The 14,560-nt window shown below is 33.7% G+C and carries 13 protein-coding genes, 8 tRNA genes and 1 pseudogene; 6 read left to right on the top strand and 16 right to left on the bottom strand.

All coding sequences use genetic code 11. The annotated features are described in order from the left end of the window. Positions 1-91, top strand: a pseudogene (locus tag CF599_RS20010) (transposase); the annotation flags it as partial. A 106-nt stretch (positions 92-197) separates the two neighbouring features. On the opposite strand, the gene CF599_RS18480 reads toward CF599_RS20010, so the two are convergent. Continuing rightward, a tRNA-Lys gene (locus CF599_RS18480) sits at positions 198-270 on the bottom strand. Positions 271-1,384: 1,114 nt separating this feature from the next. Between CF599_RS18480 and CF599_RS19700 the strand changes: the two genes are divergently transcribed. Further along, entirely contained in the window at positions 1,385-1,543 is a 159-nt protein-coding gene (locus CF599_RS19700) for a hypothetical protein (RefSeq protein WP_173835577.1), read from the top strand. Between the two features lie 199 nt (positions 1,544-1,742). Here the strand turns inward: CF599_RS19700 and CF599_RS18475 are convergent. The 7 genes from CF599_RS18475 to CF599_RS18445 form a co-directional block, all read right to left on the bottom strand. Further along, a tRNA-Leu gene (locus tag CF599_RS18475) sits at positions 1,743-1,824 on the bottom strand. A 104-nt stretch (positions 1,825-1,928) separates the two neighbouring features. Continuing rightward, positions 1,929-2,001, bottom strand: a tRNA-Lys gene (locus CF599_RS18470). A gap of 39 nt (positions 2,002-2,040) precedes the next feature. Next, positions 2,041-2,113: transfer RNA gene (locus CF599_RS18465), tRNA-Lys, on the bottom strand. A 39-nt stretch (positions 2,114-2,152) separates the two neighbouring features. After that, a tRNA-Lys gene (locus CF599_RS18460) sits at positions 2,153-2,225 on the bottom strand. Positions 2,226-2,260: 35 nt separating this feature from the next. Next, positions 2,261-2,333, bottom strand: a tRNA-Lys gene (locus CF599_RS18455). A gap of 39 nt (positions 2,334-2,372) precedes the next feature. After that, positions 2,373-2,445, bottom strand: a tRNA-Lys gene (locus CF599_RS18450). A gap of 39 nt (positions 2,446-2,484) precedes the next feature. Further along, a tRNA-Lys gene (locus tag CF599_RS18445) sits at positions 2,485-2,557 on the bottom strand. Between the two features lie 128 nt (positions 2,558-2,685). On the opposite strand from CF599_RS18445, the gene CF599_RS18440 reads away from it, so the two are divergent. Continuing rightward, the gene (locus tag CF599_RS18440; protein ID WP_121967406.1) at positions 2,686-3,204 is read left to right on the top strand and encodes a shikimate kinase; all 519 of its coding nucleotides are present in this window, start codon (positions 2,686-2,688) and stop codon (positions 3,202-3,204) included. Here CF599_RS18440 and CF599_RS18435 read toward each other — a convergent pair. From CF599_RS18435 to CF599_RS18425, 3 genes are read right to left on the bottom strand one after another with little or no spacing between them, the layout of a single operon-like run. After that, a complete protein-coding gene (locus CF599_RS18435) occupies positions 3,201-3,698 on the bottom strand; it encodes a phosphoribosyltransferase family protein (protein ID WP_121967405.1) in 498 nt (165 codons plus the stop codon). The two genes, CF599_RS18440 and CF599_RS18435, sit on opposite strands and share 4 nt — an antisense overlap. Further along, a complete protein-coding gene (locus CF599_RS18430) occupies positions 3,691-4,275 on the bottom strand; it encodes a methyltransferase domain-containing protein (RefSeq protein ID WP_121967404.1) in 585 nt (194 codons plus the stop codon). Before CF599_RS18430 ends, CF599_RS18435 begins: the two co-directional genes overlap by 8 nt. Further along, positions 4,268-4,708 (bottom strand): RNA-binding S4 domain-containing protein, encoded by a 441-nt coding sequence (locus CF599_RS18425; protein WP_121967403.1) that lies wholly within the window; start codon positions 4,706-4,708, stop codon positions 4,268-4,270. Before CF599_RS18425 ends, CF599_RS18430 begins: the two co-directional genes overlap by 8 nt. An 80-nt stretch (positions 4,709-4,788) precedes the next feature. Between CF599_RS18425 and CF599_RS18420 the strand changes: the two genes are divergently transcribed. Further along, positions 4,789-5,949, top strand: coding sequence for an EF-hand domain-containing protein (locus CF599_RS18420; protein WP_121967402.1), 1,161 nt, complete (start codon positions 4,789-4,791; stop codon positions 5,947-5,949). A gap of 120 nt (positions 5,950-6,069) precedes the next feature. Further along, complete coding sequence (locus CF599_RS18415) at positions 6,070-8,556, top strand: hypothetical protein (protein ID WP_121967401.1); 2,487 nt, start codon at positions 6,070-6,072, stop codon at positions 8,554-8,556. Positions 8,557-8,622: 66 nt separating this feature from the next. On the opposite strand, the gene CF599_RS18410 is transcribed toward CF599_RS18415, so the two are convergent. After that, positions 8,623-9,579: a transketolase family protein gene (locus CF599_RS18410; RefSeq protein WP_121967400.1), complete on the bottom strand. Its 957-nt coding sequence runs from the start codon at positions 9,577-9,579 to the stop codon at positions 8,623-8,625. A gap of 19 nt (positions 9,580-9,598) precedes the next feature. After that, the gene (locus tag CF599_RS18405; protein WP_121967399.1) at positions 9,599-10,450 is read right to left on the bottom strand and encodes a transketolase; all 852 of its coding nucleotides are present in this window, start codon (positions 10,448-10,450) and stop codon (positions 9,599-9,601) included. Positions 10,451-10,829: 379 nt separating this feature from the next. Between CF599_RS18405 and CF599_RS18400 the strand changes: the two genes are divergently transcribed. Next, a complete protein-coding gene (locus CF599_RS18400; protein WP_121967407.1) occupies positions 10,830-11,618 on the top strand; it encodes an ABC transporter ATP-binding protein in 789 nt (262 codons plus the stop codon). Here CF599_RS18400 and CF599_RS18395 read toward each other — a convergent pair. From CF599_RS18395 to CF599_RS18385, 3 genes are all read right to left on the bottom strand, one after another. Continuing rightward, entirely contained in the window at positions 11,599-12,603 is a 1,005-nt protein-coding gene (locus CF599_RS18395; RefSeq protein WP_121967398.1) for a cation diffusion facilitator family transporter, read from the bottom strand. The genes CF599_RS18400 and CF599_RS18395 overlap by 20 nt on opposite strands. A gap of 11 nt (positions 12,604-12,614) precedes the next feature. Beyond that, entirely contained in the window at positions 12,615-13,184 is a 570-nt protein-coding gene (locus tag CF599_RS18390) for a pseudouridine synthase (protein WP_121967397.1), read from the bottom strand. 116 nt (positions 13,185-13,300) lie between these two features. Further along, entirely contained in the window at positions 13,301-14,128 is an 828-nt protein-coding gene (locus CF599_RS18385) for an alpha/beta hydrolase (protein ID WP_121967396.1), read from the bottom strand. Between the last annotated feature and the right edge of the window lie 432 nt (positions 14,129-14,560).

Below are 14,560 nucleotides of genomic sequence, written 5' to 3'. Positions count from 1 at the left end.
TAATGCCAAAATTAAAGCATTCAGGGCTCAATTTAGAGGAGTAAGAGATATTGACTTCTTCTTATACAGATTGACTAAACTTTATGCATAAACACAACTTTTGAGATTGATCCTATAAAGAAATGTAAAGGGAGAGTTTTTCGTAAAATTTAGGCATAAAAAAAAAGCAGATTTTATAAAAAATCTGCTTTCAAAAGTGACCCGACTGGGGCTCGAACCCAGGACCCCAACATTAAAAGTGTTGTGCTCTACCAACTGAGCTATCGAGTCATTGATTAACTATTCGTTTCTCAATTGCTATGCAAAGGTAACCCATTTTTTATTTCTCACAAACTTCTAATATCCTTTTTCATCAATAAAAAACAACATCTTTCCTAACATCCACAAAATGAATAAATAGCAATATAAAAAATTTACATGTTTTTTTCATAAGTCCCATTTTACTAGCAATTGCAAGACCTCATCTCACATAGCGTCTCAAGTTAAAGCTAGAAAACATCACTAAAAAACAAGTATAAGCAACTCTCCCCTTACCTCTTTATAAACTTCCTAGGAGTTAAAAAAACAGGTTATATTAGCTTTTAAACCCAAAAGATGTATGAACAGACAAACAAAAATCAATTACATTAAACAACGATGAGTCCTCATTTTAAACACATTATACTAAAATTACGTATTTTTGGAATTCTAAATTTATTGGTTTTTTTAGAAATCATAGCTAGTAATTCAATCAAGGATTATGTTTATTTAGTCATCCCTCAAAACAAAATACTTTTTTTCCAATTCCTATTATCGAAGTTTCTATCTCATTTTGTATGATAGTATAGTGACAGCATCCTGTGTCCATAGTGACTCTATTAAAAAGCTCGTTTTAATGGAGTCACTATGGAGTCACTATGGACTCATTATGGACTCACTCGGAAAAAAACAGCATAAAAATTGTCTAAATTAGCCTACTGAGGTATTGATCTGATTATTTTAAAAAATGACCTAGAAGATTGGTCTAAAGAATATGATAAATACTGATATTCATCGCTTTGCGAAGATATGAATTATAAAACAATAATTTTCACTACACCCTTATATTTTATTTTAACTTATAACTTTCTTCGCGAGGCACAATTAGCCTATCTATCGTTAATTGAATTGTTTAGTATCTGATGATTTTTTAATGTTATAGCAATATGAGATTTCATAAAGAAAATAATCAAATTAAAAACAAGAATTTCAACCTCTAAACATTTGCTATATGCCATAAAAATGAGCAATATAGCCTACTGAGCTTGTACCTCATATTTGAACATATAAAGAAGATGACAATTATCATTTTAAATGTTAAAAATATTCTATACTTTAGTGTTAAAATAACAAAAATAAACATATTATGACTTTGCAAAATCTACCTCTTTACAATTTTAACAATGGTACATTTATGATTATCATATTTGGACTTGTTTGTGTTGGATTAGTTATTGCTCTATTCTTAATGATGGGACCATCTAAGAAAAAAGACGAGAATAGCGATGAAACAACTCAAGAGTAAAAAAAAAGAGCTGTCACTAATAGTAGATGACAGCTCTTCTTTTTTATAACTCGCTTACCTCAAACAGTACTAAACAAAAAATGACCGCTATCAAGTGATCATCTATATAATTCATACAACAAATCGGACAAACGTCGGACAGATTGCTTAAAACAAACCCATAATACATTCGTTATAAAACGATTATACTATTAAAAAGTGACCAAAATGGGATTCGAACCCATACGTCTTGCGACACCACCCCCTCAAGATGGCGAGTCTACCAATTCCTCCACATGGCCTAATGTAGTATTACTAAATACTAGTACTCTCTATAAAAGTAATATTTTTAAACTAATATCACATTAAAGAGCAAAAAAAAAGCTACCCTAAAAGGATAGCTTTGTGACCCGACTGGGGCTCGAACCCAGGACCCCAACATTAAAAGTGTTGTGCTCTACCAACTGAGCTATCGAGTCAGTTTATTTCTAAACTTAATCTTGTATGTATTTTCTTTGTGACCCGACTGGGGCTCGAACCCAGGACCCCAACATTAAAAGTGTTGTGCTCTACCAACTGAGCTATCGAGTCAGTTTATTTCTAAACTTAGTATTGTATGTATTATTCTTGTGACCCGACTGGGGCTCGAACCCAGGACCCCAACATTAAAAGTGTTGTGCTCTACCAACTGAGCTATCGAGTCAGATATCATTATTCGAAATAGGTCTTTTATTCTTGTGACCCGACTGGGGCTCGAACCCAGGACCCCAACATTAAAAGTGTTGTGCTCTACCAACTGAGCTATCGAGTCAATTTATTTCTAAATGATATCTTGTATGTCTTATTCTTGTGACCCGACTGGGGCTCGAACCCAGGACCCCAACATTAAAAGTGTTGTGCTCTACCAACTGAGCTATCGAGTCAGTTTATTTCTAAACTTAATCTTGTATGTATTTTCTTTGTGACCCGACTGGGGCTCGAACCCAGGACCCCAACATTAAAAGTGTTGTGCTCTACCAACTGAGCTATCGAGTCATTATTTCAATTCCTTATTGCGGGTGCAAATATAGGAGCTTTTTTTAAAAATCCGACACAAAATTGTTTTATTTTTGCCATTGTTTTCCGAACAACTTCTAACACACTAATAAACAACCCCTTGTTTTATGAAAAAAATAATACTTTTAGGTTATATGGGCTCTGGCAAGTCGACAATAGGTAAAATACTAGCAGAACAATTAGACCTAGAATTTATAGATCTTGATACAGAAATAGAGAAAAAACACCAGATGTCAGTTTCAACAATGTTTAAAACGAAAGGTGAAATCTACTTTAGGAAGCAAGAACACCTTTTACTACACGAAATAATAGAGACAAAAGACAACTTCATCTTAAGTTTAGGAGGAGGAACTCCCTGCTATGCGAATAATCACTTAGCGCTACAGCGAGATGATGTGCACTCATTCTATCTAAGAGGATCAATAAAAACATTAGCAGATCGCTTAGAAAAAGAAAAAGAGCACCGTCCTCTTCTTAATCAGAATTCAGACGATACTCTTGAGATTTTTATTGCGAAGCATTTGTTTGACCGTAGCTATTTCTACCACCAAGCCAAAAACATTGTTACAATAGATAATAAAACACCTGAGCAAATCACTCAAGGCATTATACAGCTATTAAACTAGCTTAAATATGCATACTCTTCTTCACCATCAAAAACGACTTGGATATGCTCTAATAAAGATGTAGATAATGATATCCCTTTAAAGTCCGCTTTAACGGGATAGTTTTTATGATTACGGTCTACTAAGACAGCAGTCTTTAATTTCTTTAAGGGTACATCTAAGAAATGCTTCACTCCATATATAAGAGTAGCTCCAGAGTTTAATACATCATCTACTAATACTACAGACTTATTAGCATAAGCTGAGCTATCTAATGAAGTCTCTATTGGATTAATAGGATTCTGCTTATCTATACGCACTTCACATAAGATAACTTTTATAGGAGATATCTCTTGTAGTGCCTCACTAATCTTTTGAGCGAATGTATATCCACTATTAGCTACACCTGCTATCACTATCTCCTCTTCATTAATATAAGTCTCATAGATCTGGTAGGCGATACGCTTAGTCGTGAACTTGATTTGTTCTTTGGTTAAAATAATTTTTTTAGTCATGTTGTTTATTGATTATAAAAAATAACTCTCTCCCAGCACGAGGCTTGATTGAGTTATGTGCTGTTTCTAATATCTTGATTTCAAACTTGTCTTTAAACAGGTCTAAGTACTCTTCTTTACTACCACCGAAAGGAGGTGTATCTTGATTAAACTGACAATCAAATAGGACTCCTACTAGTTTACCACCTGGTTTTAATAAATCATACATCTTATTGACATAGTCAACTCTATTACTTATAGGTAAGGAGCAAAAAAATGTTTGTTCTATAATAAGATCATACTGTTCTTCATGTTCAAAGAAATCTCCTAAGATAACATCACCATAAGGAAAATCATTCATTAAGCCATAAGCTTCTAATGCTGCTACAATAGTAAAATCTAATCCCGAAATATTAGTAAATCCGCTTTTATATAAATACATCAACTCATGTCCATGCCCTATACCAGGTACTAATATATCAATTTTCTTATCTGTTAATTGATCTATATACTCCTTAATAGGTGTAGTAATGGTCTTAGCATTCCATTGAGCGTCATCATTCGTATACTTCCCTTCCCAAAATTCTTTATCAAACATCTGATTCATTTTCTTTAGTAGAGTTATCTACATCCGTATTCTCTTCTCCTTCGATAACATCTTCATCTTCATAATCGTGAAAATCATCTATATCACGTCTATCCTTTTTAGTAGGTCTACCGACCCCCTTAGCGCGATAATAATCTTTAGATAATTTAAGTAATTCTAAGTGCTCAAATGCTTCTGCAGGAGTCTCATCCTTGCGATACATATCCACTAACTTAGCTCCTACTCTATTCGGTGGTACATCTAATACCGTTAGTTTATAAACTATTTGGTCTCTACGAACTGTTATTTTATCCGTAGCATAGACTTCGCGAGAAGCTTTTGCCGCTTGTCCATTCACCGTTACATGTCCCTTTTTACAAGCTTCTGTTGCTATATTTCTGGTTTTATAGTATCTAATACACCATAAGTATTTATCGATTCGCATATTTTAGTATTAAATTTCTCTAACAAAGTATACAAAAATAAAGTAAAATTGTATCTTGCACTACTAAAATAAGTCAAAAAATGAATAGATTATTTACAGTTTTGAGTCTAGCATTCCTAGGTCTAATAGCTGCCAATTGTAATAAAGATGATGGTAATGGTGAGGGTACAGTAGTTCCTCTTAGAGACCGCAAAGAAGTTCGTGAAGAAAATGCAAAGCAGATTGAAGAATATCTAGACAAGAACTATATGATAGTTGATGGCGATAATATTCGTTTTGACAGTCTTTCTAATCCAAATGCTCCAAAAGATGCTAAATCTTTAAGAACAGATTCTTCTATAGAAATTAAATATCAAAAAATAACATCTGATAACTACGAATACGAAACAGTTAGATTATCTAATGGTAATACATCATTAAAATTTACTAAACCTAAAGATACATTATCTTATCAGATAGCTTATTTCATTGTACCAGATAAAGCCGGATACAAACAAGTAGGTAATGGAGAATCTATCTCTACTATTGACTCAGTATTCGTAAAAACTAATACATATTCTTTAAAAAATGAGTTAGCTCAGACTGATGGTATGGGAGGTTATTTCTCATTTCCTATTACACTAAAAGAGTTTGGATATATGTCTCAAGGAATTTATTCGTTGATACCTGCTCAATTAAAAACTGCAGAAAGACAAATCTTAACAAAACTAAAAACAGCTACTGGTATTAAGTTACATACTGACGGAACTCCTACTTATGATAAAGGGTCTGCTGGTAGAATCATTGCTATCATTCCATCAGGTGTTGGATACTTTAACGCTGGTACGGGAGGAAAAGTAAAAGCATACCAACCTCATATTATCGATATGACACTTATAGCTAAGAAAGAACGCGATCACGATGGTGATGGTATCTTATCTAAATATGAAGTAGAAAAGATAATGAAATTAGGTAGAGAAGCTACAGCAGCTGATTTTGCAGGATTAACTATTCACGACTACTTCGGATATGATCTAGATGGTGATGGTATCCCTAACTTCCTAGACGATGACGATGACGGTGATGGTGTTCTTACTAGAACAGAATTACAACACAAAGAAAAAGACGCTACTAAATACACTACTCTGCCATACTATGATGCAAGATTAAAAACTTGTTCTGATGTATACAGATATTTAGACAGAGCTTGTTTCCCTGACCAAAAGAATGGAGAAATTATTTGGCCTGAACAAAAGAAATAAATAATTCTATTTTGATATATAAAACGAGAGAGTAGCTTTTACTCTCTCGTTTTTTTTTGCCATCATTTCAGTTACAGAATAATTCTGTATTTTTATATTAGGATAAATCCTTAATTACTTATGAAAAAGATAATTACATTACTTCTCCTTATTATCAGTCTTACTGCTTTAGGACAAGATAAGATCTACTATGATGCCAACTGGAACGAGACGACTGGTAAAGACTACGTCTATTATAGACCATTGCCTTTAAAGAAAGTTGGCGATCTTCTATATATCCAAGATTACTTCAGAGACGGGCAACTACAGTATCAAGGATATTCATATTCTGATGATGAGAATGCACGTGTAGGTGATGCTTATTGGTATACAGAAGAAGGATATGACTCTTCTACTACTAACTATGAAAACATTACTGACACTAAAGAACTGACATATTACTATCTTGATGGAAAAGAATGGAAAAAGATACTTTATAATAAAAAAGGAGAGAAACAATTAGAAACTATCTTTATCGATGGAAAGAAACCTATAATAGGTGAATACTATAACGAAGACTATTATGGTACTTTTATCTATCGCAAATTCAGAGATGATTACTATTCTACAAAAAGAAATAGACATGTAGAGAAAGACAGTATTAAGCTAAACAATCAGAAGAAATACCTGCCAAATGACATACAGAACTACAACGAGGTAATCTATTGGTCAAATGGCAATAAAGCAAAAGAAGTAACTTATATAAAGACACAAAATAACCCACAGATCAGCACTTCTTTCTGGGATGAGAAAGGTAATGTATTAAGTCAAGTGGAAAAGAACTATAACAACCCTAAGGGTGCTGCCACTTATGAGTACTACACCAAATTTGGTATTGCTCAATCTGTTAAAGTAAAGGACGAAAACTTCTCTCAAGACAACAAATGGAGAAGTCAAAAAACGACTTACTACCCTAATGGTAAGGCAAAGGAAATAAACAGAAGTAATAGGGAGAATACAGAGATATATACTTATGATAAACTAGGTAAAGAGAATATTCAATTACTAGACAAAGACAGAAAACCTTATGATGGCTTCTTCACAGATACAATAAGCAATAAAGTCACTTACTTCCAAATGGTAAAAGGTCAGAAAACAGGTACAATAATCACTAAAAACGTTGAAAGTGACACTATCATAGCTAAAGGAGTCTTTAAAGACAATAAAGCTTATGAAGGTACCTTTTATAACCTAGATAATAAACGAATGCTATCTTCTTACAAAGACTTTTTACTAGATGGTAAGCAGAGTATTTTCACAAACTACTATGCTGATATTCCTGAAGAAGTGTATGAGATGAAACAAGGGACAAGAGATGGTTATAAAAAAACATATAAAGAGGGAGTGCTATTGACTGACGAGATATACAAAAATGGTGTACCTATAAATGGCACTTTGATAGACGATTCTACTAAAAGGATTTATAAGAACGCAGAATTACAATCTATTGAGTATTATGATACTGTTTATATAAACAACTTAGATAAACCTCTGTATATCGCATACTTTGTAAACAATCAATTAGATAAAGTGATCTATAACGCATTTCACATAACATCTGACCCACAACAAAGGTACACAGGTATTTATAAGGATAATAAGCCTTATAATGGCTACTTTATTAGTGAAGATATTATCATTGATAAAATACATTTAATAGATTACTACGTCGATGGTGTACTTCTATATCAATATAGTTTTGATTTAGTAGAACAAAGTGATTTAAGTCATTACATTGAATACAACCGAAAGTCAACTTTTAAAAACGGAAAAATAACTGATGGTTATCGTTATATAAACAATCAAGACCTTGTCGGAATACTTCTTGTTCCACATTATGTAAATAGTAAAATTATCAGTATTGACATCAATCTATTTGCTATGCATTTCTTTAAAAAGATTATCTATCAATTAAAAGATAATGAAGTTATAATTCAAGACTTTGAATCTCCATCTTACATTAAAATAATGAGTAATGGAGAATACTTAGTTCCTGAAATATATGATAATAACAACAATCTTGTTTTAAACGACAACCTTATTACTAATGACCCAACAGCTAAATCAAGATCAACATACTATATAGAAGACGATATTGTCAAAAGCAACATGATCAAGTTCACTAATAAAACATATTATACCACTGATGACCAGGGAGAAGAAACAGAACCTATCTCTTCTACTATGACAGATATGTTTTATAAATTTCCAAGAACTTCAAAAATGTCTACTGAAGAATACTTTGACTCAGTAATAGCTATTTTTAACTACCTAATCAACCCAAAAGAAGGTTCAGAAGAAGAAGAAATCATAGAAAAAACAACTAAGATGTATTCTATATTCAACACAAATACTAATGAATTAAATGCTATTAGTTATGTACTATACGACGAACAAGATAAACCAATTGAAGGAGCATTAATAACCAAAACACTTGCTGGATATCAAGTCAAGTTCTACGTAGAGGGAAGACTAAAAAAAACTGCCACATACAAAACAGTGGATGAGTTTAAAGATCATAAACTATTTAAAGAACTACAAACAATATACAGTCAAAATCAATACTAAAAAAAGCAGGCTATTCAATCTCTTGAATAGCCTGCTTTATATTTATAAAGTAAGTAACCTTACTTCTTATTTTTTACGTTTGATAACTGCTTGTGCTTTCTCAATGATAGCAGCAGCATTTAAACCGTACTTTTCCATTAATTCTTCTGGAGTACCTGATTCACCGAAAGTATCTTGTACAGCTACATATTCTTGTGGTAATGGATTGTTTAAAGCTAATACTCTAGATACGCTTTCTCCAAGTCCCCCTAAGAAGTTATGCTCTTCAGCTGTAACGATACATCCTGTTTTAGCTACTGATTTTAAGATAGCTTCCTCATCAAGAGGTTTGATAGTATGGATATTAATTACCTCTGCAGAGATTCCTTTCGCTTCTAATTCTTCAGCAGCGATTAAAGCTTCCCATACTAAATGCCCTGTTGCAACAATAGTAACATCAGTTCCTTCGTTTAACATAATTGCTTTACCGATAACGAACTTCTCATCAGCAGGCATAAAATTAGGCACTACTGGACGACCGAATCTTAAATAAACTGGCCCTTCGTACTCAGCGATAGCTAATGTAGCCGCTTTCGTTTGGTTATAATCACAAGTATTGATTACAGTCATATTAGGAAGCATCTTCATTAATCCGATATCTTCTAAGATCTGGTGAGTAGCACCATCTTCTCCTAAAGTCAATCCTGCGTGAGAAGCACATATCTTAACATTCTTCTCAGAGTAAGCTACTGACTGACGGATTTGATCATAAACACGTCCTGTAGAGAAGTTAGCGAATGTACCTGTAAAAGGTATTTTACCTCCGATAGTCATACCGGCTGCAATACCAATCATATTTGCTTCAGCAATACCGATTTGGAAGAAACGCTCTGGGTGATTCTTTTTAAAATCATCCATCTTTAATGAACCGATCAAGTCAGCACATAAGGCTACTACGTTCTCATTCTTTTGTCCTAATTCAGTAAGTCCAGCACCGAATCCTGAACGTGTATCTTTACTTCCTGTATTTGTATATTTTTTCATTTGATTCAAGTTTAGTCGATTAATAATCTCCGAAAGAAGATTCTGGATTTTGTTTGAAAGCTTCTTCTAATTGTGCATCACTAGGAGCCTTACCATGCCAAGCATGTGTATTCATCATGAAGTCTACTCCATTCCCCATCTCAGTGTGTAGTAACACACATACAGGTTTTCCTTTTCCTGATTTAGCTTTCGCTTCTTCATATCCAGCAACGATTGAATCAATATCATTACCTTTTGCTATTTCGATTACTTCCCAATCAAATGCTTCGAACTTAGCCTTTACAGAACCTAAGTTTAATACATCATCAGTAGGACCATCGATTTGTTTACCGTTTAAATCTACAGTAGCGATTACGTTATCCACTTTCTTAGCAGATGCATACATAATAGCTTCCCAGTTTTGTCCTTCCTGTAGCTCACCGTCTCCCATCAGAACATAAACAAGATGGTTATCTTTATTTAATTTCTTAGCTTGAGCAGCTCCTAATGCTACAGATAACCCTTGTCCTAATGAACCAGATGCCATACGTACTCCTGGTAAATGATCATGCGTACATGGGTGTCCTTGTAAACGTGTATTGATTTTTCTGAAAGTAGCTAGCTCACTTACTGGAAAGTATCCACTACGTGCTAATACGCTATAAAATACTGGTGAAATATGTCCATTCGATAAGAAGAAAATATCTTCATCTGTACCGTCCATATTAAATCCTTCTTTTCTATCCATTAACTTTTGATACAAAGTCACTAAGAACTCTGCACATCCTAAAGAACCTCCTGGGTGCCCAGAACTTACAGCATGTACCATTCTAAGAATATCTCTTCTTACTTGTGTAGTTAACTCTGTTAATTGTTGTGTGTTTGGTTTCATTATTTTTTCAATAAAAAATTTACACACAAATATAAGATTATTTTACCGTATTCAATGCCTTTTTGCGACACGAATAAGTGATATAACTACATATATAAGGTGTGCTACTAAAGTGATCTTAACTATAGATTATTATTTCTCAACACTTAGACAGGAAACAAAAGTCAAAAACAAAATAAATAAACTTTAATAATTAGCAGTACATTAACTCCCCCTCTTTCACATTTCATCCTATTTGACTACTTTTAATCCAGAATTAACAATAGACAGGTAAACGAAAAGAAATTATATAAGATAGAACTATGAAGTAGAATTATCTTGCAGTATTTGACTAACACTAATTCTAGATTTAACCCATTATGATTATATTACAATGACTATGTCTACACCAATTCTAAAAACAGAGAACTTAACAATAGGTTATCCTATAAAAAAGGGAGCTAATAAAATAGTACAACAACAGCTGAATATCAATTTAAGACAAGGTATGCTGACTTCGCTATTAGGAATAAATGGAATAGGTAAGTCTACTTTATTGCGAAGTATCTCCTCTAATCAAGAAGTAATAGAGGGTAAAGTACATGTGGATAATCAAGAGATAAAGGAGTACTCTAAAGCTAAACTAGCAACGCTAATAAGTATCGTACTTACAGAGAAAATACCATTATCAGAGTTAACAGTACGCGAACTTATACAGATAGGAAGAACTCCTTATCTAAACTATTATAGTGCGTTAAGTGAGCAAGATAATATGTTAGTTAATAAAGCAATCTCACTAACAGAAATAGAAGATCTGGCTGATAGACAGATTAGTCAACTTAGTGATGGTCAACTTCAACGAGTACTTATAGCAAGAGCCATAGCTCAGGACACACCGATCATCATACTAGACGAACCTTCTAATCACTTAGATTTACATCATAAAGTAGCCTTGTTCAAACTACTGCATAGATTAGCTCATCAAGAGAACAAAGCTATCCTATTCTCTTGTCATGATATGGACTTAGCCATAGCGTTTAGTGATGATATCATCGTCCTAAAAAAAGATTATAATATACAGGACTGTACAGATACACTAATAAACCAAGGAGTATTTGACAACTTCTTCGAAGATGATAATTTAGTATTTAATAGGGAACAAAAGCGCTTTATTCTTTCGGCTGAGTAGTACAGGTATGTCTCTTATTTTTTAAAACATTCTCTATCGTCCACTGTACTTGTTCTTCAAATTGATCTTGACGATACGCACAGTTCTCTATAGTACATATCTTACAAGAGAATGGCTTACAGTCATCCATGTGTACAAATAACTCTAACTCGGTACCGAACTTTTCTATAATCTCTTTCTCAAGTATCTCAACTTCTTTATGCCCTTCTACGATATTAAAATACCATGGAATAGTCATGTGACAATCAAAATGAAGTACTGCACCATACTTAATAATACGCAGGTTGTGCAAGTCTATCCAGTTAGCACGTCTATGCTCCTGAAGATAGTCTACTACTTCCTGAAGTAACATTTCGTCAGTCTCATCCATAATACCTGATATAGCACCTCTAACGATGCGATACCCTGTCACGATAATGATCCCAGCGAAGAGCAAAGCTACTCCACTATCTAACCATCCGTATCCTGTAAAATATAGTAATATAAGCCCTATAATAATACCAATAGTAGAATAGGTATCTGACTGTAAGTGTCTACCACTAGCTACTAAGGCAAGTGATTTGTTTGTTTTCCCTTTCTTGATAGCATACCATCCTAGTACATAATTAACTATAGCTGTGATAGCAACTAGGATAATACCATAATCTAGCTTACCTACAGGTTGAGGATTGAGTAGATTTCTAATTGCTTCAAAGATAATAACTACCCCTGCTAGTATGATCATCCCTCCTTCTACAGTAGCAGAGATAAACTCTACTTTACCATGTCCATAAGGGTGATTTCGATCTCGTGGTAAAGCAGATAGATATAAACTATATAGCCCTACGAAACCACTGATGACATTAATCACACTCTCTAGAGCATCTGTCAAGATAGCCACAGAATGAGTTAATGACCAAGCAACTATTTTAATAACAAATAACAATACACCTACTACGGCTACTATCTTCTGAAATTGATAATTTTCTTTTGCTTTAGTATTCATACCTGCTTAGATTAAAATTGATCTACTTCTTTTACTTCACCTACTTTCAGTCCTTCTAATGATACATCACCTATACGAACACGCACTAATCTTAATGTCGCATAACCTACATAGGCTGTCATCTTTCTAACTTGTCTAAACTTTCCTTCTGTCAGAATGATACGCACCCAACTAGTCGGTCCATGTCTCTCATCTCTAATGCGTCTACCCTCACCTATCCAATCTGGCAATTTATCAAGTTTATCAGCTACACAAGGTTTAGTCATATACTTCTCCCCTTTCACTCCTATCAATACTCCATTTCGCATCTGCTCAATTGCTTCTTCAGTGATATCTCCATCAACTTGAGCATAATACTCTTTCTCATAATGAGCACTTCTTACACGCTCACTCATCACTCCGTCAGTAGTCAAAAACAACAGTCCTTCTGAGTTCTCATCTAATCGACCGATAGCCATGGTCCCCTCAGGAAAATCAAATAACTCTCCTAGTTTATGCTTGGTTCTCTTCTTCTCGTAAATGAATTGGCTAATGTATCCGTGTGGCTTATATAATAAGAAATGTCTATGTGTAGATTCCATCTTTTAGTATCTCTAGAATGATTGTTTCTGAGCGCAAAGTTACTTATTATATACTCTTGGGTTATTAGGATTTGATTATAATTTAAACTACTTATTATTAATCCCCTATTCTACTGTTATTTATCTGCGTCTGTACTCTTCTTCTCTGCAAAGAAATTATCTAAAGCATTTATATATCGCTCGCCATGCGTCTTATCTGACAATGCTTGAAATCCCTGAAGATGCCCTCCTTTATACAAGACCACTTCACTCTTAGGGTTAAGATATTTAGCTCTATAACTATCATTCGGAGAGGTTAATCCATCTCTATCTCCAGCGAAATATAACACAGGCAAAGTTAACTTACTTAGTGCTAACTCATAGTGAGAAGCACTACTAGGTAAGGTATATATTTTCTCTAAATGTTGTTTTAACTTATCTACGATATCTTGTGGGCTATAAACAAATCCTTCCGCTATCAAAAAATCGTATTTATAATCTGTATATAATAATGTACTAGCAATAGTACCCATAGATAAAGCCCATACACCGACAGGCTGAGTAAACCTCTTCTGGCTATACTCTACTACTGCTCTTAAATCTGTAACAAATTCATCATAATAAAGTTGTGTCTCTTTCATCTCAAAAGCTTGACTTTCGCCAAAACCTCTATAATCAAACATTACAACAGTATATCCACGTTTTGCTACTTCTAATACTTGTCTTACATAATAGGACATATTTCCAGCATCTCCATATGCTAATACCAACACTTTCTTTACATCTTTATCCTTAGGAGGAAAGCATATCCAAGACTTGAGTTTATAATTATCAGGCGTAACTATCTCTGTTGCTTCAAAATTAATAGTCGAATTAGCAGGATGGTCTACATACTCCTTTATAGGCTCGATCGCCCAAGTCACACAACTAAACAACATTACTAACACTGATATATAAAGTCTCATCTTACTTTCTATTTATTACTTCACTCAAATATACAATAATACCTTACTCCAACTATATCCCAAGCCTTTAAAAATATCTACTCATATAATTTCACTTTTAAACACAACGTACTATTTAACACAGAATCAGAAATATTAACTATATAACTATAGTAGTATAAAACATAATTACATGCCTGATTCCAATCCTTATTCAAGTTGTTCCCCTAATGATCCTGATGTGTTAGGCTAGTGATAGGCTGATTTATAGCACTTTTTAGCCGACCATATGCCTATCACATGCCGACCACCAGCCGACCACCCCTAAAAAAACTTGTCTCGTCCTAATATAGCTGTACAGTTATTGTTTATAATCCTACTTTTAACTGTACACTTGTTTTTATAATCCTAAGATAACTATACAAGTACTTCTTGTTTGTTTTTATTGGTATA

It is taken from the genome of Myroides sp. N17-2 (genome assembly GCF_002286775.1).
Lineage (GTDB): Bacteria > Bacteroidota > Bacteroidia > Flavobacteriales > Flavobacteriaceae > Flavobacterium.
This window is presented reverse-complemented; position numbering and strand designations above follow the sequence as displayed.

Excerpts from the sequence above, each read along its gene's own strand:
- CF599_RS18420 (WP_121967402.1), top strand. The coding sequence starts at position 4,789 with ATGAATAGATTATTTACAGTTTTGAGTCTAGCATTCCTAGGTCTAATA.
- CF599_RS18435 (WP_121967405.1), bottom strand. The coding sequence starts at position 3,698 with ATGACTAAAAAAATTATTTTAACCAAAGAACAAATCAAGTTCACGACT.
- CF599_RS18440 (WP_121967406.1), top strand. The coding sequence starts at position 2,686 with ATGAAAAAAATAATACTTTTAGGTTATATGGGCTCTGGCAAGTCGACA.
- CF599_RS18430 (WP_121967404.1), bottom strand. The coding sequence starts at position 4,275 with ATGTTTGATAAAGAATTTTGGGAAGGGAAGTATACGAATGATGACGCT.
- CF599_RS18425 (WP_121967403.1), bottom strand. The coding sequence starts at position 4,708 with ATGCGAATCGATAAATACTTATGGTGTATTAGATACTATAAAACCAGA.
- CF599_RS18405 (WP_121967399.1), bottom strand. The coding sequence starts at position 10,450 with ATGAAACCAAACACACAACAATTAACAGAGTTAACTACACAAGTAAGA.
- CF599_RS18410 (WP_121967400.1), bottom strand. The coding sequence starts at position 9,579 with ATGAAAAAATATACAAATACAGGAAGTAAAGATACACGTTCAGGATTC.
- CF599_RS18395 (WP_121967398.1), bottom strand. The coding sequence starts at position 12,603 with ATGAATACTAAAGCAAAAGAAAATTATCAATTTCAGAAGATAGTAGCC.
- CF599_RS18390 (WP_121967397.1), bottom strand. The coding sequence starts at position 13,184 with ATGGAATCTACACATAGACATTTCTTATTATATAAGCCACACGGATAC.
- CF599_RS18385 (WP_121967396.1), bottom strand. The coding sequence starts at position 14,128 with ATGAGACTTTATATATCAGTGTTAGTAATGTTGTTTAGTTGTGTGACT.
- CF599_RS18400 (WP_121967407.1), top strand. The coding sequence starts at position 10,830 with ATGTCTACACCAATTCTAAAAACAGAGAACTTAACAATAGGTTATCCT.
- CF599_RS19700 (WP_173835577.1), top strand. The coding sequence starts at position 1,385 with ATGACTTTGCAAAATCTACCTCTTTACAATTTTAACAATGGTACATTT.
- CF599_RS18415 (WP_121967401.1), top strand. The coding sequence starts at position 6,070 with ATGAAAAAGATAATTACATTACTTCTCCTTATTATCAGTCTTACTGCT.